The organism is Rhizobium sp. BK176 (assembly GCF_024808055.1).
Genome location: NZ_JANUBV010000005.1, coordinates 291469 through 312026, shown reverse-complemented (window position 1 = coordinate 312026; position 20558 = coordinate 291469). Strand labels below are relative to the sequence as shown.

Here is a 20558-nt window from a genome sequence, read left to right as displayed (position 1 = left end):
AAAGTCTCCCCTTCGTCATGCTCAATGCCGTCCGCCTTCGAGATAGGCGGCACGCACTTCCGGATTCGCCAGCAGTTCCGCGCCGGAACCGCTCATGGTCACTTTGCCGTTGACCATGACATAAGCACGGTCGGACAGGCGAAGTGCCGCGAAGGCGTTCTGCTCTACGAGGAAGACAGTGAGCCCCTCCTCCTTGTTCAACTTCTTGATCGCCTCGAAAATGCCCTTGACGATCAGCGGCGCGAGACCGAGTGACGGTTCGTCGAGAAGCAGCAGTTTCGGACGCGCCATCAGCGCGCGACCGATCGACAGCATCTGCTGCTCGCCGCCAGACAGCGTGCCGCCGCGCTGGGTCTGGCGTTCCTTCAACCGCGGGAACATCGTAAAGACCTTTTCGACGTCCTCGTTGAAGTACTTCAGGTTATCCAGGCCGGCACCCATCTGGAGGTTTTCCATGACGGTCATGCGCGGGAATATCCGACGTCCTTCGGGCGACTGCGCGATGCGAAGCCGGGCGATCTCGTGTGTCGGCATACGCGTGATGTCGCGACCGTCGAAAACCACCGAACCGTTGCGCGCCTGCGGGCTGCCGCAAATTGTCATCATCAACGTCGACTTGCCGGCACCGTTGGCGCCGATCAAGCTGACGATCTCGCCGCGATGGACTTCGACATCGATTCCGGCCAGAGCCCGAATGTTGCCGTAATAGGTTTCGACGCCCTGGACTTTGAGAAGTGGCTGACCAGTCATCAGTGCGAGCCTCCTTCGAGGTTCTCTACGGCTGCAATCACTTCTTCCACTTCCTCGTCTTCGACGCCGAGATAGGCTGCGATAACCTTCGGGTCATTCTTCACCTCATCAGGCGTGCCGTCGGAGATCTTCTGGCCATATTCCAGAACGACGACATGGTCGGAAATTTCCATAACCACCGACATATCGTGTTCGATCAGAAGAATCGACGTGCCGCTGTCAGTACGAATGCTGCGCAGCAGCGCATTCAGCGCAGCCGACTCTCTTGGATTGAGTCCAGCGGCAGGCTCATCCAGGCACAGAAGTTCCGGTTCCGTGCACATTGCGCGCGCGATCTCAAGCCGGCGCTGTGCGCCGTAGGGCAGATCACCAGCCGGGTCATCGGCCCGATCCATAAGATCGGCCTTTTCAAGCCAATGGCGCGCCAGTTCGATGGCATTCTTCGCCTCGGCCCGATACGGTCCGATGCCCACCAGCCCCATCACCGTGTAGCCGGACGCCTTCATCAACTTGTTGTGCTGGGCGACGAGCAGGTTTTCGAGAACGGTCAGGCCGGAAAACAGCCGGATGTTCTGGAAGGTACGGGCAACCCTGGCCTCTTTGGTGATCCGGAAGTCCGGAAGCCGTTCCAGCAGGAACTCCTTGCCGCTCTTCTGCTTCAGCGTGATCATCCCCATCGTCGGCTTGTAGAAGCCTGTGATGCAGTTGAAGACCGTCGTCTTGCCGGCGCCGTTCGGGCCGATGAGCGCGGTAATGTCGCCGCGCTTGGCTTCGAACGAAAAGTCGTTGATCGCCATCAGGCCGCCGAACTTCATCGACAGGTGCTCGACCTTGAGCAAAGTATCGCTGGTCATGTTTGTTTCCTGAGGGCTCATCAACCGTGGCCCTCCTTGGTAAAGCTGCCGGAAACTGCCTTGCGCTCCTTGAGGAAGGCCGTCGGTTCACGCGATCCCACGAAGCCACGCGGCTTGATCAACATCACAACGACCATCGCCAGACCGAACAACAGCATGCGGTAGAGCTCTGGCGTGAAGTCCGGTCCGAAAATCATCTTCAGGAAAGCCATCTCACGCAACAATTCCGTGCCGCCAACCATGACGATTGCCGCAATCGCGATGCCCGTCAGTGACCCCATGCCGCCCAGAACGACGATGGCCAGAATGACCGCCGATTCCAGGAAGACGAACGATTCCGGAGAAACAAAGCCTTGGCGAGCGGCAAAGAACGAGCCGGCGAAACCACCGAACATCGCACCCGTCGCAAAGGCCGTGAGTTTCGTTGTCACGGTATTGATCCCAAGCGAGCGGCAGGCGATTTCGTCTTCGCGCATCGCCTCCCACGCACGGCCGATCGGCATCCGGCGCAGACGGATCGTCACATAGGCGGTCAGCATGCAAAGCGCCAAAATCAGGTAGAAAAGGAAGATCTTGTAGTAGGCCGATGAAATTGGCAGGTGGAAAAGCTTCGCAAAGCCGCCGGCACTTGCATCGAACGGAATGCCGAAAAGCGTCGCCTTCGGAATGCCCGAGATCCCAAACGTCCCCTTGGTGAGATCCGTCCAGTTGATGATCACCAGGCGAATGATTTCACCGAAAGCCAGCGTTACGATCGCGAGATAGTCACCGCGCAGTCGCAGAACCGGGAAGCCCAGAATGACACCCCACAGTGCAGCCAGAATACCGGACAGAGGCAGCAGCACCCAGAACGAGAGGCCGAAATAGCTGGATAGAAGCGCGTAAGAATACGCCCCAATCGCGTAGAAGGCGACGTAACCGAGATCGAGCAGGCCGGCGAGACCGACGACGATGTTCAATCCCCAGGCCAGCATCACGTAGATCAGGATCTGGATACCAAAGTTGTCCACCCACTTCAGCGAGCCCTGTGGACCGGCAACGGCATAGATAAACACCGGATAGAGCAGCAGCGCGATGAGCGCGATCTTCAAGAAGTGCGTGTGAAAAAAGCCCTTCTCGGTCGAGATATCAAGCTCGCCGCTACGAGCCTTCGCCAACTTGCGCGCATCGAGATGTGGCCTCAAGAAGACCACCGTCAAGAAACGACCGACGGCAGCAATTGCCACGAAGATGGCCAGGAGGCCCCAGCGCTGAACGATGATGAGTTCGTTGCTGATGTTCTGGTCGGTCTTCAGGCCGACGTAGAGCACGAACATGCCGAACGAGATGAGAGCCGCGAACAGAGCTTCTTTAATACCCTTCTGAACAAGTCCGGCGTTTGCGGACTTGTCAGCGGAACGTACAGCATTTTCCATGACGTTATACCTTCTCGACTTCCGGCCGGCCCAGGATACCTGTCGGCTTGAAGATCAGCACGAAAGCGAGGATGGCGAATGTCGCCACATCCTTGTACGCGATGGTGAAGTAAGCCGACCACAGCGACTCGATGAGACCGATCATCAGCCCGCCGAGAACAGCACCCGGCAAGGAGCCGATGCCGCCAAGAACAGCCGCGGTGAACGCCTTCACACCCGGTACGAAGCCGTCGTTGAAGTTCACGACACCATAATACATCAGATACATCGTACCTGCGACGGCAGCGAGCGCCGCACCCATGATGAAGGTAACGGAAATCGTCTGATCGACATTGACGCCCAGCAGCGCTGCCATCTTGCGGTCCTGCTCGGTTGCGCGTTGGGCGCGCCCGAGGGACGTGTGATTGACGAGATACCAGAACACCGTCAGCAGCACGACCGTGATGAGGATGATTACGATCTGCTTCAGCGAAATCGAAATGCCCGCAACGTTGTAAACGGTGCTGACAAGCGGCGGGATCGGCTTGTTGCGCGGACCTTGCGTCACCTGAATGAAGTTCGACAGCGTGATCGACATGCCGATCGCGGTGATCAGAGGCGCGAGGCGGAAAGATCCACGCAGCGGACGATACGCAACGCGCTCGATCGTCCAGTTCCACAAGCTCGTCATCAGCATCGCAATGAGCAGCATTACCAACAGCAGAACCGCTACCGGAAGGCCCGCGAACATGGATGTGAGAACGAGAAAGACAATAAGGCCGGCAAAGCCGCCGAGCATGAAGATATCGCCGTGGGCGAAGTTGATCATGCCGATAATGCCGTAAACCATCGTATAGCCAATAGCCACAAGGCCATAGATGGATCCAAGAGTCAGCCCATTAACGAGCTGCTGGACAAAATATTCCATATGTCATTTCCCCTGGATGCAAGCCAGTTCAGCCAGCATCTCTTGTTATTAGGACCTTAAATGAGCCCTTGATTAAGGATTTCATACCGCTTTCAAACCAAAAGGGAAGTGCAAAATCGCAAAGCCCCAAAGTTCTTTGCCGTTTTGGTGAAAATGACTTTTTTGCGGTCAGGAATTCGCTTTTTTTAGCATGCTAAGCCTAAGAAAGCGCTTTTTGACTTTTAACGGCGCAAGCAACCGAAATTTTTCGCTCGGCGCCAGGCGATGCAGCATATGAAGACGACCGCAGAGATTCTTTTCCGGGAGTGCTGCGCGCATTCGATACATGATTGCACGCATTCGACGGCAACCCGTTGCGCTGATACGATTCACATCGTCGAGGGAATTCCCTATATAAGAAAAGGCGCTCGAGGTGAGCGCAGTGCGGAAGATCCGGAAGGCGAGCAATGCTCGAAACATTTGAGCGCGCCGCTCTCGAAGCGGGCAAGGCAATTATGCAGGTCTATCTGGAGGGGTGCCCGTCCGCCAGGAAAGCAGACAACAGCCCGGTCACCATCGCCGACGAGCGCGCCGAGCGCATCATCATTGCACAGCTTGAAGCAGCCTTCCCCGATACCCCGATCATTGCGGAAGAGTCGGTGGCCGCCGGCAACGTTCCCGCGATCGGCGCGTCTTTCTTCCTTGTGGATCCGCTCGACGGCACTCGGGAATTCATCGACAAGCGTCGCGAGTTCACGGTGAACATCGCCTACATCGGAGACGGGCGGCCCCTCGCCGGGATCGTCTATGCCCCTGCCCTCGGCATCGCGTTTTCTGCAGAGAACGACAAGGCCGAGAAGCTTCTTGTCAACGAGCATTTTCAAGTGATCCGGCGAACCGCCATCCGTGTGCGGCCGCAACCGGCCGACCGGACGGCTTTGGCGAGCCGATCGCACAACAGCCCTGAGACGGATGTCTTTCTGAGCGCGAATGCGATCTCCCGCTGTACCAACATCGGTTCATCGCTAAAGTTCTGCATGCTGGCTGAAGGGCTGGCCGACGTCTATCCGCGCTTCACGCGGACGATGGAGTGGGATACGGCCGCCGGCGACGCCGTGCTACGCGCCGCAGGCGGCTCGACCGTAACGCTGGACGGACTGCCGCTCACCTATGGCAAGACGTCACAGCCGCATGACAGCGACTTCGCCAACCCTAATTTCATATCCTGGGGCGGCGCGAGATCCGCGCTCGAGCGGGCATAACCTTTTCGAAAAGACACGGAAAATCAGCGAAGCGCGGCTTCCACCGTCCACGCCCCATTAGCAGCATCTAGGATTTTCGGCGAAATTAATCCGTGCCGGGCGCAAGCTCCGGCCAATCCGGGAGCCGCAAAACCGTGTCTGACCAGACCAACAATCTCGCCCTGCCCTATATCCTGCCATCCCAGGCACAAAAGCACGTTACCCACAACGAAGCGCTGCAGCGTCTCGATGCCATTGTCCAACTGAGCGTCACCGGAGAATCCTCCCTTCCTCCACCCGACGTCTCCGAAGGACAATGCTATCTGGTCTCCGAAGGGGCCGGCGGTGCTTGGTCCGGCCGGGACGGAATGCTGGCACTCCGCCAGGACGCCGCCTGGATCTATATCGAGCCGAGGCCGGGCTGGCGCGCCTTCTTCATGGCGCAGGGCCAACTCCGCGCATTGAGCACCGACGGGTGGCATGCGATAGCGCTGGATAACGATAATTCTCTACCGATGGTCGGCATCAATACCTCGCCGGATGCCTTCAACCGCCTCTCGGTGGCGTCCGACGCAAGCCTCTTCAGTCACTCCGGCCACGGGCACCAATTGAAGATCAACAAGTCTGCCGCCGGCGAGACGGGAACGCTGCTCTTCCAGACAGCATGGTCCGGCCGGGCGGAACTAGGCCTCGCCGGCAACGACGATTTCTCGATCAAGATCAGCGGCAACGGCAGCGATTGGCTGACGGCTCTGACAATTTCGCCGCGAGGGATTGTAAGAACGCCAGCCAAACCCGCCGCTCGTGTCTCCTTGGCGGCGGGAGCATCCACGCCGGCATCCGGCAGCCGAACTGGCTTCAACGAATTCCATCTGCTGCAAGGCGGCTTCTCTCTTGGCCCGGTCATTTCACCCGGCATTGGCAACCGCCTGCTCATCCCCGAGACCGGCCTATATCTCCTGCTGCTCACAGCAAGCACGCTGTCTTCGTCCGGACATGAGGCCGTCCTCGAGGCAAATGGCACGGTGGCGCTTGCGGCCGCTGTCGGTCCTGCTTCGACCGGCGCGGCACGTCATACTGCCTGCACTTTAGCATCGCTGAATGAGGGAGACTCGCTGGCGCTGCTGCACCACGGCAACGCACAGTATGAGTTCGGATCTGCGAAAACCGAGCTTTCGGTCGTGATGCTTTAGATCAAAGCAACAACCGTCTAGAGCAACCTGTAGCGAAACGCGCGGGCGATGGCCTGCATGCGATTGACGGAATTGAGCTTTCGCATCGCGCTCTTCAAGTAGCCGACCACGGTATGCGCGGAGAGATCAAGGATGATCGCGATCTCTTCGCTGCTCTTTCCAGCGGCCGACCAACGCAAGCATTCGATTTCGCGACTGCTGAGGCTTTCCGCGGGCTGCTCTACAGGGTTCTGATGGCCGAGTTGCTGCAGGAGTTCCATCGCGCGGAAGACCAGCCTCATCGCCTCATCGCGAGCAGGTGACTCGCGCTCACCCGAAAATGCGAACACATAGTGGCGCAGGTGCACATCATGCAGCGCAAAGGCAAATGTATTTTTCAGGCCATATCTTTTGAAGACGGCCGTCTGGAGCTGGCCGCCCTGGTTGGTCGCCGCACTCTCGAAGGCCGCAATGTCATGGAAGACCGGCATCGTCGTCGTCTTCAAAGCTACAAGAAGCTTGCAGCAGTAGAAGAAATCAACCTCTTCGTAGATATCAAGTAGCTCTTGCGGCCAGTTGCTTGCCAGATGGTTGCTGAGGAAGCCACTGCGGTCGCCGCGTGGAAACTCCGCCAGCAAGTAGTGGTTGAAGTCCGCCTCACTCGCCATCTCGGCCATGCCATCGCTGAATCGCTGTACAGACATGTTCTGCCCAGACGCGATCCGCGAAAAAACAGCATGCTCCGCGCCATCGCGACTGGCGCGCTCTTGTTTCTTCATTGTCTTATCCCCGGCTCGCTCCGACCCCACCTGCTGCGTTTGTCGACCCATAAAAGGCCGCGCGGCACCGAGCGAAAAGCAAAGGGCGTCGTATCAAAAGGACACGAAGCAAACAGCTTTAGTCATTCCGGGCGCCACAAGAAGAACGGAGACGGGATCTTGCGCTCACATATGTTGCGCCGCTTATAAATTGGCGAATATCAATTGCCCATCAACCATTACGCATGGCTCCTATGCGCCAGTTACAAATTAACGTTGCGGAAGGCAGCTAAAGCGCAAATCGCTTCTTAGGGCTCCGACGCCTAAATTTCTTATCAAAGTGTTACGATGCGCTTAGGCAATTCTTAAATGTGACAAGCTAGAGTGACTGCCGTGGTCTTGAGTTGTGTAGAGAGTCCAATGACCGAAATGATACGTCCCCGAGTAAAATATGTCATCGGCCCCGATGGCAGCCCGCTGACGATTGCTGATCTGCCGCCGCCGAATACACGGCGCTGGGTGATCCGCCGCAAAGCTGAGGTTGTAGCGGCGGTTCGCGGTGGCCTGCTGAGCTTGGAAGAAGCCTGCGAGCGTTACACGCTGACTGTTGAAGAGTTCCTCTCCTGGCAGTCTTCGATCAACAGCCATGGTCTTGCCGGTTTGCGCACGACCCGCATCCAGCAGTATCGCCACTGACTAGCCCTTTTTGGGCAACGAATTTTACAAGTCGGGCCGCTTGCATGTCCTGAGGGGGATATACAGACGGCCCGAATTCGCGACGCAGCGAACTTGCTTCGTCTCGCCATCACCGACAAGCTTCACCGCGAATTCCCGCTTCATGGACCACTCAGCTGGAAACTCGATCGGTGACGCTGGAACCGCTGCCGGCCCATACCGGCAGCCCTCTCCCCGCCGACCTCATCGAACACTGTGTTCTCGTCTACCGTCTTGGCGTATGCAATGTGACATGCCACTTTCCCGAACAGCACACTGTTGATGAGGAATGGCAATGAACATCAAGAACGAAGCAACGACTTCCGGCGGTCGCTACGTTGCAGAGCTAGAGGGCCATCAGGCCGAGATGACCTACTCCCGCACGTCGCCTAAGCTCGTCATCATCGACCACACCGGGGTACCCGATGCACTGCGCGGCAAGGGCGTCGGCCAGGCACTGGCTCTGCACGCCGTCGAGGAAGCGCGCAAGGGCGGATGGAAGATCTTCCCGCTCTGCCCGTTCTTCAAAGCCCAATCCCAACGCCACGCGGAATGGGCAGATGTCATCAACAGCTGACATCGCAACGCCAAAAGCCATGTATGACGGACGCGGCAGCCCATCATGCATGGCTTTTTCGAGGCGATGTCGAGGCGCCCTAGCGGCGCCCGATTCCTGCCTTAGGCTCTTGCCCGGACCGCGCTGTCGCGCTCTTCCAGCGCGGCCGCACGTGCGTACTCCGCCTGCATCTCTTCGAGCGCCTGTTCCAGCGACTCTTCCTGCATCTTCAGCTCCTTGATCGAAACCTGAAGATTGTCCGCCCGCTGGCGCGCTGCCTTTGCGAAAGTCGGATAGGCGAAGTGATTCGGATCGGAAATGCCGGATTTCTTTTCTTCAACGAGGATCTGGCTCTCCAAATCCTTCGTCATCCGTTCAAATTCGGACATCATCATCTGCAATTGCTGCAGTTGGCGACGTTTTTCGTTCACCTGAAACTCCTTCAGGCGAGTTAGGCTCTCACGCGACTTCATACGCATTACTCCAGTGATGCGAGACCCCTGCTCCACTCAAAACCGCCCCTGCGAGCCGCTTTGAAACGGCCTGCCCAAAAAATTTCCGTCGGTATTAACAAAAACCTACCGCTGGTAACCTTTCGTTTACGGGCATCGTTAATGATAGTGCCGATGATTTAAGGGTCGGTAAACACAACTACGCGATTTCCGATACCGCTTCATTGGTGAGTCGAATGAATCGCTTACCGGCCATTCTTAATGTAAAAGTTAAGAAGTAGGCTTTGCGGATTCTCGTTGGAAAACAGCGGAATGGACAAAATATTTAATAAATTGATTACCTCTTGCCAGAGTGAATCAGAATTTGTTAACCATTTCGTGGCAGCTTCCAAATCACGCAGTGACATATTCGGTATCGTGTAGGGGGCCAGACCACCTTTCGGCGGCGGTAAAGGGGATAAGAATGCGGGTACTACTCATCGAAGATGATAGCGCGACAGCGCAGAGCATCGAATTGATGCTCAAATCAGAAAGTTTTAACGTCTACACCACCGATCTGGGTGAAGAAGGCGTGGATCTCGGGAAGTTGTATGATTACGACATCATCCTTCTCGATTTGAACCTTCCCGACATGTCCGGATATGAAGTGCTCCGCACTCTCCGTCTGTCCAAGGTCAAGACACCGATCCTGATTCTCTCCGGCATGGCCGGCATTGAGGACAAGGTTCGCGGCCTCGGTTTCGGCGCCGACGACTACATGACCAAGCCGTTCCACAAGGACGAACTGGTTGCCCGCATTCATGCGATCGTGCGCCGCTCCAAGGGTCATGCCCAGTCCGTCATCATGACCGGCGAACTGATCGTCAACCTCGACGCCAAGACCGTCGAAGTCGGTGGCCAGCGCGTTCACCTGACCGGCAAGGAATACCAGATGCTGGAGCTGCTCTCGCTCCGCAAGGGCACCACCCTTACCAAGGAAATGTTCCTGAACCACCTCTATGGCGGCATGGACGAACCGGAACTGAAGATCATCGACGTCTTCATTTGCAAGCTGCGCAAGAAGCTGGCCAACGCCGCTGGCGGCGCGAACTACATCGAAACCGTCTGGGGCCGGGGCTATGTTCTGCGCGAGCCGGATGGCGCTGAGTACGCCGAGACTGCCTGAGTTTTCATCCCCTTTGCCAAATAGAAAAAGTCCCGTCCTTGTGGCGGGATTTTTTTCGTTTCCGGCATAAAAAAGCCGCCCAGGGCGGCCTTGATTGGTGAAAGGAGGTTCGCAATTATGCGGCGATAGCGCGATTGCCGAAAACGGCAGTCAAAATCTTGCGGTCGAACGGCTTGAGCAGAAAATCCGTCGCCCCTGCCCGTTTCCCCATCATCAGCTTCTTGAGATCGGCTTCGACCACGCAGTAGTAGATCTTGACCTCGTTGCCGCCTTCCATACCGCGGATGGTGGAGATCAGTTCAAGCGCACCGTCCATTCCGGAATCGACAATCAGGTAGTCCGGAAGTTCGACCTGGCAATTGGAAAGGGCTTCATAGACATTCGAGGCTTCGCTGACGAGGAAATCCAGCTCAGACAGGATACGCTTCCCGACCTTGCGAACAACGTCCGACGAGTCGGCGATCATAAACCTCTGCATGGCTGCTCCTTGCCCCAGCTTCTGTCCCGGCTGGCGAATTACTAGCCAAGGATAAAAACATTAGGCTAAGGATTTATTACCTCGGGGTGCCGAATCGCCGTCGAGGCTTGTATCAAGCCGCGATAACGTCAGCGGTGAAGGTCAGTTCTTCGGTGGTTGCACCATGGCCCAGCGTCATGCCGCATTCATCGGCAAGCAGCACCGTATAGTACGGCTGAATCGTATGGGCATCGATTGCCTCCTCGACTTCCCCGGTCGAAATTTCCACGAACTTCGGCGGCAGGCGCATCAACTTGCCCTTTGCGACAATCTTGAATTTTGCGTCCAGCTCCGGGTTTTCCAGTGTGACTTCAATGGTGCCGCCACGCGGAATGGACGAATAGGCCACGAGAAACAGATTGAGCAGCAGCTTGACGCGGTTTTTGGCGATGATCGCACGCGGGCCACTCCAAGTAACCTCGGTCTTCTTCTCGGCAGCCGCAAAATCCTTCGCCGCGCGTTCGGCTTCACCGGTATCGATCGAGGCGCCGACCGAGCCTGAGGCGCCGAAGGCAAGCCGGGCGAACTTCAGGCGCACAGACGCGTTGAGCGCGCTTGTCCTGATAAGATCCATCGCATCGGCGTCGGCGCCGCCCTCGTCCAGAAGCTCCAGACCATTGTTGATTGCGCCGACCGGCGAAATGACATCATGGCAGACGCGGCTGCACAGAAGCGCGGCCAAGTCGGGACCGGTCAGGGTGAGGTTTGGATTCTTCGACATCATCGTCTCCAGGGGCGGCAGGGTCATTCCGCCGTCTATCTTGCGTCATCAAAATTGCGCGAAGTTTGCGGCCGTACTCGGCGCCATAATGGCACCATATTTGGTAAACCGATTGTTAAGACCATACGCGCAAAATGAATCAAACGCCGGAAACGGCTCATCGTACCGACCATGATGAACGGATGACACCCATGCGCGCCCATTTCCTCGGAAGACTCCCGGTCCTCTGCCGGCTTCTCGTTGCGCTGATATTCTCGCCCCTCGTGCTTATCCCCATGCAGGCGGCGGCGCAGCAGGCCAACAATGGCCAGTACACGATGCAGGAGATCGTTGACGCCGGACACTCGTTTTTCGGCTCAACCAGCGGCGGGCTCGCAAAGGTGGTCGAAGCGGCCTTTCAGAAATACGGCCTTCCGAACGGCTACATCCTCGGCCAGGAAGGCTCCGGTGCCTTCATCGCCGGACTTACCTATGGCGAAGGTCAGCTGAACACCAAGAATGCCGGCGAGCATCCGCTCTACTGGCAAGGCCCGTCGCTCGGCATCGACTATGGTGGCCAGGGCACACGCGTCATGATGCTGGTCTATGACCTGCCCTCGACCGACGCCATCTATGCCCGTTTCGGCGGCGTCAGCGGTCAGGCCTTCGTCATCGCCGGCTTCGGTATGACGCTTCTCAAGAATGAAAACGTCCTAGTGGTGCCGATCCGCACCGGTGTCGGGGCGCGCCTTGGACTGAATGTCGGATACCTCAAGGTCACGCCGAATCCGACCTGGAATCCCTTCTGATTCTATCGGCGCTGTCGAACTCTCGCTCGCCGTTACCTTTCCGCCACTTGCTCTACGCGTCAGGTCCGCTTAATCATTGGTCCTGACGCAAATCAACTTTTGGAAGCCGTGGCAACTCCGTGATCGAATATGCTCTCTTGTTCGGACTGGGCTTCCTGACGGCAGCGTTCCTCGTTTTCCTGGTGTCGCCCGCTGTCCACCGTCGCATCGTCTGGTATACAGAAAATCGGATGCGCGCGACCATGCCGCTCAGCCCGCAGGAGGTGCGGGCGCAGAAGGACATGGTCCGAGCCTTCTATGCCGCGGAAAACGCCAAAACGACGCAACAGCTGGTGCGCGAGCGCGAGAAGTCGCTGGCGCTGCAGTTGAAACACGATTCACTGGCGCTCGACGCCGGACGATTTGCGGCTGAAATCGGCGGATTGCAGGCGCAGATCAGCGACATGAGTGTCGAAGCAGCGGAACAGCGCTCGCATCTGCGCAAGGATGAAAACTACATCAGCCAGCTGAAGACGAGCCTCCACATCGCGGAGCAGGCAAGTGCGGCCAAGGAAGGCGAACTTGAAGCGCTTCGCACGCGCCTCAACAGACTTGCGGAACAGAGCGACAATTTGAAGATCGATTTGGCGGCGCGCGAGACCGAAATCGAAAGCATGAGCTTCAAGGCGAATGCGGTCCGCATCGAGCGCGACACGCTTCGCCAGGACGTGAGCTTGCTGCAGAAGCGCGCAAAGGATGCGGAGCAGACCCTCGCCCAGCACGAGCACGCGGTCATCAGGCTGGAAGATCAGGCAGACCGCGATGCGGCGTCGGTGGCCGACAAGGATACGCTACTCGGACGCCGCCAGCAGGAAATTGCGAAGCTGAAAGAACAGATCAAGGCGGCGAACGCCGAACTGCGCAAGGCAAACCGTGCACTGCGCAATGCCGGTCTTCAACCCGTAGCCGCAGATGCGGTTTCAGAGGAGCGGGCAACCGAGGAAACGATGGCAGCCGAACTCGATACCGCGGCGATCGCGGCACGCCTGAGCGAAGAAGTGCGCAAGCGCAGCGCCGCCGTTTCGGAACAGTTGAAAGCAAAGTCGGACACGTATCAGGATGAAGCCGCACGCGAAGAGATCGCCGACATAGCCGCAAGAATGGTCGCGTTGACAGCGATCAATGAAGGCCCCACGTCGCCGATCCGAGACCTTCTGCCGGATGCCGCAGACCATCAGGATGGTGAGCGCATCAACCTTGCGCAGCGCGCAGCGACGATCCTGTCGGAACCAGGCTGAGATCAGATCCGCTTCACTGCTGACGCCATGGCGAAAAGAGCGATGCCCGTGGCCGTCGCCACATTGAGGCTGTCCAATCCCTCCGATTGCGGAATGCGCGCGCTGTTGAAGCGCTCAAGGACAACAGGCGGCAATCCCTCGCCTTCCGTGCCTACGACCAACGCCATCCTGCCGGCTGGCGGTATCGCCCGGATGTCGGTCTCGCCGCGCGGCGAGAGTGTCCAGATGGCGAAGCCGTTCGCGGCAAGCCGCGCCAGTATATCAAGTCCAGTGCCCTTCCGCTGGTAAGGCACACTGAGGACGGAGCCGACGGAGACGCGCAATGCCTTGCGATACAGCGGATCGCAGGACGTTTCATCGAGGAAGATGGCATCGGCCTTGAAGGCGGCCGCGTTGCGGAACATGGATCCGGCATTGTCATGATTGGAAATGCCGCAACCGACAAGGACCAGCGAACGCTTAGACAATCGGTCGACGAGATCGACTTCCGCTACCTCGCGCCTGCCGAGGGCCAATACGCCGCGATGGAGATGAAATCCGACGATCCGGTCCAGAACTTCGGCCTCGGCAACATAGACGGGCACCTCGATCGGCAGCCGCTCGAGAATGGGAGCGACGCCATCGACGCGGTTCCTGAGCAACAGCACCTTTTCGGTTGTAAAGCTGCCGCTGTGGCTGGCTTCCGCCAACATGCGAAGCACGACCGTACCCTCCGCAATGAAGCGGTTCTGCCGACCGGTCAGATCCCGTTCGCGGATATCGCGGAACTCAGCGATGCGAGCATCGTCCGCGCTCTCGATCGCAACGAGCCGAGAAGCCATCGCCCTAGCCGCCGTTGATGGTCACATCGGCGACAATGCGTCCTGCCTTGATATCGAAGACGAGCGACTTCATGATCCCGTCGGCCGTGGCCCCAAAGAACATGATCTGCCCTCCCGAGAACGACGACGACTGAATGATGAAGCCCGGCGGCAACACGGCCGTCACGGATATAGGCGCATCCGACGGTACGCCGGCCGATGTCACGGCTGTTGGTTCGCTCGCGGGAGTCCGCATCGTCTTGTAGACAATGGCGCCGAAGACCGCCATAAGGCTCACGAACATGATGATGCCTGAAACAATCTGCAGGCGGATCATCTTGCGCCGGACACGTTCCATCACCGGATCAAGGGGCTTTTCGTCCTGATCACCTTCTGGCTGGATATTCGTCATATGTGGCGTTCCGTTCTATAAATCATTCGGAGAAGAAGCGTCTTGAGCGACCCCTTTAAACAAGCATCCGGCATTAGAAAAGTCCTCACGGCCGACGAGAGTGCCGAAGGCCGTCTCGATGCGTGGATGACGGCACAGCTTGGGGAAGAGTTTTCGCGCAGTCGCGTGAAGGTGCTGATCAAGGAAGGCCAGGTCTCGGCGGGCGGCAAGGTCGTCGCCGATCCGCAGAAAAAAGTGCGTCCAGGCGATGTCTTCGAGATAGTCCTACCGGAACCGCAAGACCCGACGCCCCAGGGCGAAAACATTCCGCTCGATATTCTGTTCGAAGACGACGATGTCATCGTCATCTCCAAGCCTGCGGGCCTCGTCGTCCATCCAGCGGCAGGGAACTGGACCGGTACGCTCGTCAATGCGCTGATCTACCATTGTGGCGACAGTCTTTCCGGTATCGGCGGCGTCCGTCGTCCGGGGATCGTTCACCGCCTGGACAAAGACACCACAGGTGTAATGGTCGTCGCCAAGAACGACATCTCTCATCGCCACCTCTCGCTGCAGTTTGCCGATCACGGGCGCACCATGCCCTTGGAGCGCGCCTATCAGGCAATCGTCTGGGGGCGTCCTCGCGCGCTGACGGGGACGATCAATGCCCCGCTGGGGCGCTCCGTCGGCGACCGTACGCGTCGTGCCGTCAAACGGCCCGAGACGCAGGATGCCGACGAGGCGATCACACATTATGAAGTGCTCGAGCGCTTTCATGAGAATCCCGACGCGACTTCGCTCGCCTCACTCATCGAGTGTCATCTCGAAACCGGCCGCACGCATCAAATCCGCGTGCACATGGCACATATCGGCCACCCGCTGCTCGGTGACACGGTCTACGGCGCAGGTTTCAAGACAAAGGCAAATCTCCTTCCGGATGCTGCCAGGAAGACTGTGAATGCCTTTGGCAGGCAGGCCCTCCATGCCTATATGCTGCAATTCGAGCACCCCCGCACCAACGAGGTGATGCACTTTGAAGTGCCTCTGCCTGAGGACATGGAAGAGTTGGCAAGCGCCCTGCGGGCCAAGGCGGAGTAACGCCTTCGTGAAACGGTGTGCGGCCTTGAACCCCTGTTCGGCCATACTTATCTGTACATTGACTTAGTGCGGGCTCCGATAAAGCCGCACGTCCCCGGTTCGCCTTTTTAACGCAGGGGCGCGTTCCATCGGGAACCGGAATTCAGATAGGAGGGTGCTTTTATGGCCCGAAATAACTTGCCGTCCATTACCGCCGGCGAAGCCGGTCTCAATCGCTATCTCGACGAGATCCGCAAGTTCCCGATGTTGGAACCGCAGCAGGAATATATGCTTGCGAAGCGCTATGCGGAACATGGCGATCGCGAAGCCGCTCACAAACTCGTCACCAGTCACCTGCGCCTCGTTGCGAAGATCGCGATGGGATACCGCGGCTATGGCCTGCCGATCGGCGAAGTCGTATCCGAAGGGAACGTCGGCCTGATGCAGGCCGTCAAAAAGTTTGATCCGGAACGCGGCTTCCGTCTTGCCACCTATGCCATGTGGTGGATCAAGGCGTCGATCCAGGAGTACATCCTGCGTTCGTGGTCTCTGGTGAAAATGGGCACGACCGCCAACCAGAAGCGACTGTTCTTCAACTTGCGTCGTCTCAAGGGCCGCATTCAGGCCATTGACGACGGTGACTTGAAGCCGGAACACGTCGCTGAGATTGCCACGAAGCTGAACGTCTCCGAGGAGGAGGTCGTCTCGATGAACCGTCGCCTGTCGGGCGACGCGTCGCTGAACGCACCGATCAAGGCCTCGGAAGGCGAATCCGGGCAATGGCAGGATTGGCTCGTCGACGACCACGATAGCCAAGAGGCGGTTCTGATCGAGCAGGACGAACTCGACACGCGTCGCCGTATGCTGGCGAAGGCGATGAGCGTTCTGAACGATCGCGAACGCCGTATCTTCGAGGCGCGTCGTCTCGCTGAAGATCCGGTAACGCTGGAGGACCTCTCGTCAGAGTTCGACATCAGCCGCGAACGCGTTCGTCAGATCGAAGTCCGCGCCTTCGAAAAAGTCCAGGATGCCGTGCGCAAGGAAGCTCTGGAGCGCGCCAAGGCCGTTCGGGTCGTGGAAGCGACAGCCTAAAGCGCAAGTTTCCTCAAATGAAAAAGGGCGGGACCGTTTGGTCTCGCCCTTTTTTATTTACTCCAACCAGTGATTATTGGCTGGTCGATACGTCGCCAAATGCGGCCCATTCCTTGATCGCGGCGTTGAACGCCTCCGCGCCCGTCGAGCCTTTCTGCATCGTCAGAAGGGCACGGCGGCCGTTGCGATAGGTGATCGGGATATCGATCCAGTCGCGGCTTCCGAGGAGATCGAGGTTCGCCTTGCGCGCATCCGGATAGTCATTCAGCGCGATCATATGGAAATCGTCCGTGATCTTTGCGGGAACGGCAATCAACGCGTCGCCGCGATCCTGCTCGGTCCGCTTCATCGAAATGCGCTGAACGCTCTCGATGGCGCCGCCTTCGAAGTTTGGCGGCAACGAGAAGACGACTTCGACGATGTGGCTTGCAGGCAGCGACGGATCCGAATTGCGTTTGAAGGTGAGCTGCGCCGACAGGTTGCGTTCCGGAACGGTCACGGTCGCCTGCACGGATGCTTCCTGCCTGCCGTCCGAGCCTGCCTCGTGCTGGAGGCTCCAAACCACCGACCCCTGGATAGCAGTCGGCGAACTCTGCCCGATACGCTCTTCATAGAGGAACATTTTCTCATTTGACCCGACCGGCGCGGTTTGTGCTGCACCGTCCGCCGGCGGCGTCGCCGCTGACGTGGCTGCCGGAGGGGTAGCGCTCGTCGAGGGCGGCGTCGTCGAGGTCGCAGGCGGCGTCGGATCGGCCGCAGCAACGTTCTGCTCGGCTACCGACTTTCCTTCGGCCGTCGGCGTTCCTGGAACAGCAGCGGGGCCGCTGTCGACCTCGGTGCCGTCGGCACGAAGCCGCTGGTTGAACTTGTTGTTGACGGCAGCGCCGTCATTCAACGAGGCGACTTCCTTGTTTGCGTCTGCCGGCTTGGCGTCGCTGGTCTGTGGCGCCGCGGCTGGCGTCGAAGCATCCGGCTTGGCCGGCGCCTGCTCGTTCTTCGCACTCTGCGACGGAGCGGCGCTGACAAGGTTCTTCAACATCGTCGACAGCGCATCCTGATGGGTCCAGGCGGCATACCCGCCGCCGCCAACAACGCCCAGCGCAATGAGGATGGTTACGATGGAGCCGATGCCGAACCGGCGGCGCTTCGGCTCCATGCGCAGATTCTTGCCCTGGAACTTCGCGGCAACGGCGCTGTCGAGATCGGGCGGCGCAGTGCCGTCGTCGTCTTCGGCAACAACGCCGCGGTTGTCGTAGCCACGAAGCGGCCGTGCCTCCTGCCACGCAGGATTGGTTTCCGGCGCAGCTTTCGCGGTGCCATGGATCTCCGAGAAGAGATCGCCATCGTCGAAATGCGCGTTGATCGGAACCTTCTTGCCGCTTTCGATCGGTGGGAGATCGTCGAAGGCTGCTGCCTCCCAGGAGAACCCCTCGTTGGCGGCAGGCATCTTCACGCTAGCCGGTGCATGGTCGATGCCGGCGATGACGTCCTCGAACGCGCGCGCGGCTTCGTTTGCCGGAGCAACGGGCGCTGCCTCGGAAAACTGCCTCAATTCCTCGAGCGCCCAGTCTGTCGGGGCATCCTTGGCCGGCGGCGCCGGCGTTTCCTCGACGGGCTCAGCCCATACCGGATCGAAATGCCCGGCGGCGTCCGCATGGAGCGGCTCTTCCTGGCTGCGATCCACGAATTCTTCCGGCGAGCGATCCAAGCCATAGACTGGTTCGACCAGACGGTTGGTCAGATCGTAGTCGCGCGCCGCTGGCTGCAAAGCCGGCTCCACGTACGGAGGCTCGGTGGGCTCGGCAACAGGCTCTTCTATGCCCACATGCTCGTCAGAGCCCTGCCGTTCCTCGTGAGCGACCTCTTCGGAAGGAGCGGAGCGCAGGTGCTCGACGGGTTCGACTTCTTCAGCGGGAGCCGACGGCTCTTCATGCGGCCAATGCGTGTCGTGCTGGGCAGCATATTCCGGCTCGGCAGCGGCAGGCTCTTCGTGATAATGCGCAGGCTCTTCGCGCGGCTCCTGATAGGCAGGCGCAGGCTCTTCAGCTTCTACATGCTCTTGGTGAACCGATGTCTCGTCTGCCGGCTCGTCAACAGTGGGTTCGGCGGCGACCGGTTCAGGAGCGGTGGCCTCCGGCTCATGGGCGGTCTCGACTTCGGGCGCAGCCGCCGCGGCAACATCGTCCGCGGACGGAACGGCTTCGGCGTGTTCCGCTTCGACTTCGCGGATTGCAGCCTCGAGCTTTTCAAGCTGCCGTTGCAGCATCGCTTCCGGCGGACGCGGCTTCATGTTCTCGAGCTGCCGCTGCACAGCACCGCGAGCGCGCTCGTAGACTTTCACCCGCATCTCGGGAGTATTTTCAGACAGGCCGTCAACCGCCCGCCGGATAACTGCGATAAAATCCGCCATTCGTACTTTCTCTAAGAGTGCGGTCCGCCACGCGAACCGCACAAATAATGACCCGCGACCTTAGTCCTCAAAAGGATCGGTCACAAGTATCGTGTCGTCTCGCTCAGGACTTGTAGACAGGAGAGCGACGGGCGCCCCGATCAACTCTTCAACCTGGCGAACATACTTGATTGCCTGGGCCGGCAGATCGGCCCAACTGCGCGCGCCGACCGTCGATTCTTTCCAGCCTTCGAGCGTCACATAGATCGGCTCGACGCGAGCTTGCGCGCCCTGGCTGGCAGGAAGATGATCGATCTCTTCGCCGTCCAGCTTGTAGCCGACGCAGATCTTCAGTTCGTCGAGGCCGTCGAGAACATCAAGCTTCGTCAGCGCAATGCCGGTAATGCCGTTGGTGGCAACCGACTGGCGCACCAGCGCTGCATCGAACCAGCCGCAACGACGCTTGCGGCCCGTCACCGTACCGAATTCGTGACCTTTTTCACCGAGGAACTGGCCGATCTCGTCATGCAGCTCGGTCGGGAACGGTCCCTCGCCAACGCGCGTCGTATAGGCCTTGGTGATGCCGAGGATATAGCCGAGCGATCCCGGGCCCATGCCAGAACCAGCCGCGGCCTGGCCGGCGACGGTGTTCGAAGACGTGACGAACGGATACGTGCCATGATCGATGTCGAGCAGGCTGCCCTGCGCACCTTCAAAGAGGATACGAGCGCCCTTGCGGCGTTCCTTGTCGAGGAAGAGCCAAACCGTATCGCGGTACGGAAGCACGCGGTCGGCGATCGACGTCAGTTCCGTCATGATCGTATCATGGCTGACCTCGGCAACGCCAAGGCCGCGACGCAGTGCATTGTGGTGCGTCAGGATGCGGTCGACCTTGCCCGGCAGCGTGTCGAGATCGGCGAGGTCCATCACACGGATCGCACGGCGGCCAACCTTGTCTTCATAGGCCGGGCCGATGCCACGGCGCGTGGTGCCGATCTTCGTACCGCTGTTGGACGCAGCGTCTTCACGGTAGGCGTCGAGCTCGCGGTGCAGTGAGAGAATAAGCGTCGCGTTGTCGGCGATGCGCAAGTTCTCGGGGGAAATCTTGACGCCCTGCTTTCCCAGCTTCTCGATTTCGGCAATCAGTGCGTGCGGATCGACGACGACGCCGTTGCCGATCACGGCCATCTTGCCGGGACGCACGACGCCGGATGGCAACAGCGAGAGCTTGTAGCTGGTTCCATCGATTACCAGCGTATGGCCTGCATTGTGTCCGCCCTGATAGCGCACAACGATGTCCGCACGTTCCGAAAGCCAATCGACAATCTTGCCCTTGCCTTCGTCACCCCATTGCGAACCGACCACGACTACGTTCGTCATTCACGTCTTCCTGTTAAAGGCGGATTTAACCGCACCCTTCTCAAACCCGCGCATCTATAAAGCTTTGTCACGGGGAAAGCGACCCTGTTATGCCGCCGGAATCGGCTTTTTACGTGACAAATCAGCCATCATCGGGCTATTGGCCAATCATATCCTGGGGTTG

General features: G+C 58.9%; 21 protein-coding genes. 9 read left to right on the top strand and 12 right to left on the bottom strand.

The genetic code is table 11. The features are described 5' to 3' along the window. Nucleotides 1–21 precede the first annotated feature (21 nt). Genes FHT76_RS18735 through FHT76_RS18720 form a run of 4 tightly spaced genes read right to left on the bottom strand, consistent with a single transcriptional unit; the run spans nt 22 to nt 3926 of the window. Nucleotides 22–750 (bottom strand): ABC transporter ATP-binding protein, encoded by a 729-nt coding sequence (locus FHT76_RS18735; protein WP_016554925.1) that lies wholly within the window; start codon nt 748–750, stop codon nt 22–24. Continuing rightward, nucleotides 750–1625: an ABC transporter ATP-binding protein gene (locus FHT76_RS18730; protein ID WP_016554926.1), complete on the bottom strand. Its 876-nt coding sequence runs from the start codon at nt 1623–1625 to the stop codon at nt 750–752. The genes FHT76_RS18735 and FHT76_RS18730 overlap by 1 nt, the downstream gene beginning before the upstream one ends. Next, nucleotides 1625–3019 (bottom strand): high-affinity branched-chain amino acid ABC transporter permease LivM, encoded by a 1395-nt coding sequence (gene livM / locus FHT76_RS18725; RefSeq protein ID WP_183861531.1) that lies wholly within the window; start codon nt 3017–3019, stop codon nt 1625–1627. The genes FHT76_RS18730 and livM overlap by 1 nt, the downstream gene beginning before the upstream one ends. Before the next feature lie 4 nt (nt 3020–3023). Continuing rightward, nucleotides 3024–3926: a branched-chain amino acid ABC transporter permease gene (locus tag FHT76_RS18720; protein WP_016554928.1), complete on the bottom strand. Its 903-nt coding sequence runs from the start codon at nt 3924–3926 to the stop codon at nt 3024–3026. A gap of 446 nt (nt 3927–4372) precedes the next feature. On the opposite strand from FHT76_RS18720, the gene cysQ reads away from it, so the two are divergent. Together cysQ and FHT76_RS18710 are read left to right on the top strand one after the other, a co-directional pair. Next, nucleotides 4373–5167, top strand: a complete 795-nt coding sequence (gene cysQ / locus FHT76_RS18715; RefSeq protein WP_183861533.1) for a 3'(2'),5'-bisphosphate nucleotidase CysQ — start codon at nt 4373–4375, stop codon at nt 5165–5167. A 134-nt stretch (nt 5168–5301) separates the two neighbouring features. Further along, nucleotides 5302–6339 (top strand): DUF2793 domain-containing protein, encoded by a 1038-nt coding sequence (locus FHT76_RS18710; RefSeq protein WP_183861535.1) that lies wholly within the window; start codon nt 5302–5304, stop codon nt 6337–6339. Nucleotides 6340–6356: 17 nt separating this feature from the next. Here the strand turns inward: FHT76_RS18710 and FHT76_RS18705 are convergent, their stop codons facing one another. After that, entirely contained in the window at nt 6357–7097 is a 741-nt protein-coding gene (locus FHT76_RS18705; RefSeq protein WP_183861537.1) for a LuxR family transcriptional regulator, read from the bottom strand. Nucleotides 7098–7496: 399 nt separating this feature from the next. Between FHT76_RS18705 and FHT76_RS18700 the strand changes: the two genes are divergently transcribed. Beyond that, nucleotides 7497–7772 (top strand): DUF1153 domain-containing protein, encoded by a 276-nt coding sequence (locus FHT76_RS18700; protein WP_007533628.1) that lies wholly within the window; start codon nt 7497–7499, stop codon nt 7770–7772. 313 nt (nt 7773–8085) lie between these two features. Beyond that, the gene (locus FHT76_RS18695) at nt 8086–8367 is read left to right on the top strand and encodes a GNAT family N-acetyltransferase (RefSeq protein ID WP_183861539.1); all 282 of its coding nucleotides are present in this window, start codon (nt 8086–8088) and stop codon (nt 8365–8367) included. A 101-nt stretch (nt 8368–8468) separates the two neighbouring features. Here FHT76_RS18695 and FHT76_RS18690 read toward each other — a convergent pair whose 3' ends face one another. Further along, nucleotides 8469–8819 (bottom strand): hypothetical protein, encoded by a 351-nt coding sequence (locus FHT76_RS18690; protein WP_016554933.1) that lies wholly within the window; start codon nt 8817–8819, stop codon nt 8469–8471. 442 nt (nt 8820–9261) lie between these two features. Here FHT76_RS18690 and ctrA point away from each other — a divergent pair, with 442 nt between their 5' ends. After that, a complete protein-coding gene (gene ctrA / locus FHT76_RS18685; RefSeq protein WP_003542362.1) occupies nt 9262–9963 on the top strand; it encodes a response regulator transcription factor CtrA in 702 nt (233 codons plus the stop codon). A gap of 115 nt (nt 9964–10078) precedes the next feature. Here the strand turns inward: ctrA and FHT76_RS18680 are convergent, their stop codons facing one another. Both FHT76_RS18680 and chpT read right to left on the bottom strand, forming a co-directional pair. Further along, entirely contained in the window at nt 10079–10441 is a 363-nt protein-coding gene (locus FHT76_RS18680; protein WP_183861542.1) for a PleD family two-component system response regulator, read from the bottom strand. 112 nt (nt 10442–10553) lie between these two features. After that, complete coding sequence (gene chpT / locus FHT76_RS18675) at nt 10554–11201, bottom strand: histidine phosphotransferase ChpT (RefSeq protein WP_183862006.1); 648 nt, start codon at nt 11199–11201, stop codon at nt 10554–10556. A 191-nt stretch (nt 11202–11392) separates the two neighbouring features. Between chpT and FHT76_RS18670 the strand changes: the two genes are divergently transcribed. Beyond that, on the top strand, nt 11393–11989 hold the full coding sequence (locus tag FHT76_RS18670) for a DUF1134 domain-containing protein (RefSeq protein WP_183861543.1): 597 nt from the start codon (nt 11393–11395) through the stop codon (nt 11987–11989). 119 nt (nt 11990–12108) lie between these two features. Next, nucleotides 12109–13266 (top strand): hypothetical protein, encoded by a 1158-nt coding sequence (locus FHT76_RS18665; RefSeq protein WP_183861545.1) that lies wholly within the window; start codon nt 12109–12111, stop codon nt 13264–13266. 2 nt (nt 13267–13268) lie between these two features. Here FHT76_RS18665 and FHT76_RS18660 read toward each other — a convergent pair whose 3' ends face one another. Both FHT76_RS18660 and FHT76_RS18655 read right to left on the bottom strand, forming a co-directional pair. Beyond that, nucleotides 13269–14087 carry an RNA methyltransferase gene (locus FHT76_RS18660; protein WP_183861547.1) on the bottom strand — a complete coding sequence of 273 codons (819 nt, stop codon included), beginning with the start codon at nt 14085–14087 and terminating at the stop codon, nt 13269–13271. A gap of 4 nt (nt 14088–14091) precedes the next feature. Beyond that, the gene (locus FHT76_RS18655) at nt 14092–14478 is read right to left on the bottom strand and encodes a hypothetical protein (protein ID WP_183755591.1); all 387 of its coding nucleotides are present in this window, start codon (nt 14476–14478) and stop codon (nt 14092–14094) included. Nucleotides 14479–14520: 42 nt separating this feature from the next. Between FHT76_RS18655 and FHT76_RS18650 the strand changes: the two genes are divergently transcribed. Both FHT76_RS18650 and rpoH read left to right on the top strand, forming a co-directional pair. Continuing rightward, nucleotides 14521–15555 (top strand): RluA family pseudouridine synthase, encoded by a 1035-nt coding sequence (locus FHT76_RS18650; RefSeq protein ID WP_183861549.1) that lies wholly within the window; start codon nt 14521–14523, stop codon nt 15553–15555. Between the two features lie 162 nt (nt 15556–15717). Next, nucleotides 15718–16626 (top strand): RNA polymerase sigma factor RpoH, encoded by a 909-nt coding sequence (gene rpoH / locus FHT76_RS18645; RefSeq protein WP_016554940.1) that lies wholly within the window; start codon nt 15718–15720, stop codon nt 16624–16626. A 73-nt stretch (nt 16627–16699) separates the two neighbouring features. Here the strand turns inward: rpoH and FHT76_RS18640 are convergent, their stop codons facing one another. After that, a complete protein-coding gene (locus FHT76_RS18640; protein ID WP_183861551.1) occupies nt 16700–19036 on the bottom strand; it encodes a hypothetical protein in 2337 nt (778 codons plus the stop codon). 60 nt (nt 19037–19096) lie between these two features. Continuing rightward, the gene (locus FHT76_RS18635) at nt 19097–20395 is read right to left on the bottom strand and encodes an adenylosuccinate synthase (RefSeq protein ID WP_183861553.1); all 1299 of its coding nucleotides are present in this window, start codon (nt 20393–20395) and stop codon (nt 19097–19099) included. Nucleotides 20396–20558 lie beyond the last annotated feature (163 nt).

Bases quoted from the DNA above. Each gene is read 5' to 3' on its own strand.
- ctrA (WP_003542362.1), top strand. From the start codon at position 9,262: ATGCGGGTACTACTCATCGAAGATGATAGCGCGACAGCGCAGAGCATC.
- FHT76_RS18730 (WP_016554926.1), bottom strand. From the start codon at position 1,625: ATGAGCCCTCAGGAAACAAACATGACCAGCGATACTTTGCTCAAGGTC.
- FHT76_RS18690 (WP_016554933.1), bottom strand. From the start codon at position 8,819: ATGAAGTCGCGTGAGAGCCTAACTCGCCTGAAGGAGTTTCAGGTGAAC.
- FHT76_RS18640 (WP_183861551.1), bottom strand. From the start codon at position 19,036: ATGGCGGATTTTATCGCAGTTATCCGGCGGGCGGTTGACGGCCTGTCT.
- FHT76_RS18720 (WP_016554928.1), bottom strand. From the start codon at position 3,926: ATGGAATATTTTGTCCAGCAGCTCGTTAATGGGCTGACTCTTGGATCC.
- FHT76_RS18680 (WP_183861542.1), bottom strand. From the start codon at position 10,441: ATGCAGAGGTTTATGATCGCCGACTCGTCGGACGTTGTTCGCAAGGTC.
- cysQ (WP_183861533.1), top strand. From the start codon at position 4,373: ATGCTCGAAACATTTGAGCGCGCCGCTCTCGAAGCGGGCAAGGCAATT.
- FHT76_RS18660 (WP_183861547.1), bottom strand. From the start codon at position 14,087: ATGGCTTCTCGGCTCGTTGCGATCGAGAGCGCGGACGATGCTCGCATC.
- FHT76_RS18695 (WP_183861539.1), top strand. From the start codon at position 8,086: ATGAACATCAAGAACGAAGCAACGACTTCCGGCGGTCGCTACGTTGCA.
- FHT76_RS18735 (WP_016554925.1), bottom strand. From the start codon at position 750: ATGACTGGTCAGCCACTTCTCAAAGTCCAGGGCGTCGAAACCTATTAC.
- FHT76_RS18670 (WP_183861543.1), top strand. From the start codon at position 11,393: ATGCGCGCCCATTTCCTCGGAAGACTCCCGGTCCTCTGCCGGCTTCTC.
- FHT76_RS18700 (WP_007533628.1), top strand. From the start codon at position 7,497: ATGACCGAAATGATACGTCCCCGAGTAAAATATGTCATCGGCCCCGAT.
- rpoH (WP_016554940.1), top strand. From the start codon at position 15,718: ATGGCCCGAAATAACTTGCCGTCCATTACCGCCGGCGAAGCCGGTCTC.
- FHT76_RS18705 (WP_183861537.1), bottom strand. From the start codon at position 7,097: ATGAAGAAACAAGAGCGCGCCAGTCGCGATGGCGCGGAGCATGCTGTT.
- FHT76_RS18635 (WP_183861553.1), bottom strand. From the start codon at position 20,395: ATGACGAACGTAGTCGTGGTCGGTTCGCAATGGGGTGACGAAGGCAAG.
- livM (WP_183861531.1), bottom strand. From the start codon at position 3,019: ATGGAAAATGCTGTACGTTCCGCTGACAAGTCCGCAAACGCCGGACTT.
- FHT76_RS18655 (WP_183755591.1), bottom strand. From the start codon at position 14,478: ATGACGAATATCCAGCCAGAAGGTGATCAGGACGAAAAGCCCCTTGAT.
- chpT (WP_183862006.1), bottom strand. From the start codon at position 11,201: ATGTCGAAGAATCCAAACCTCACCCTGACCGGTCCCGACTTGGCCGCG.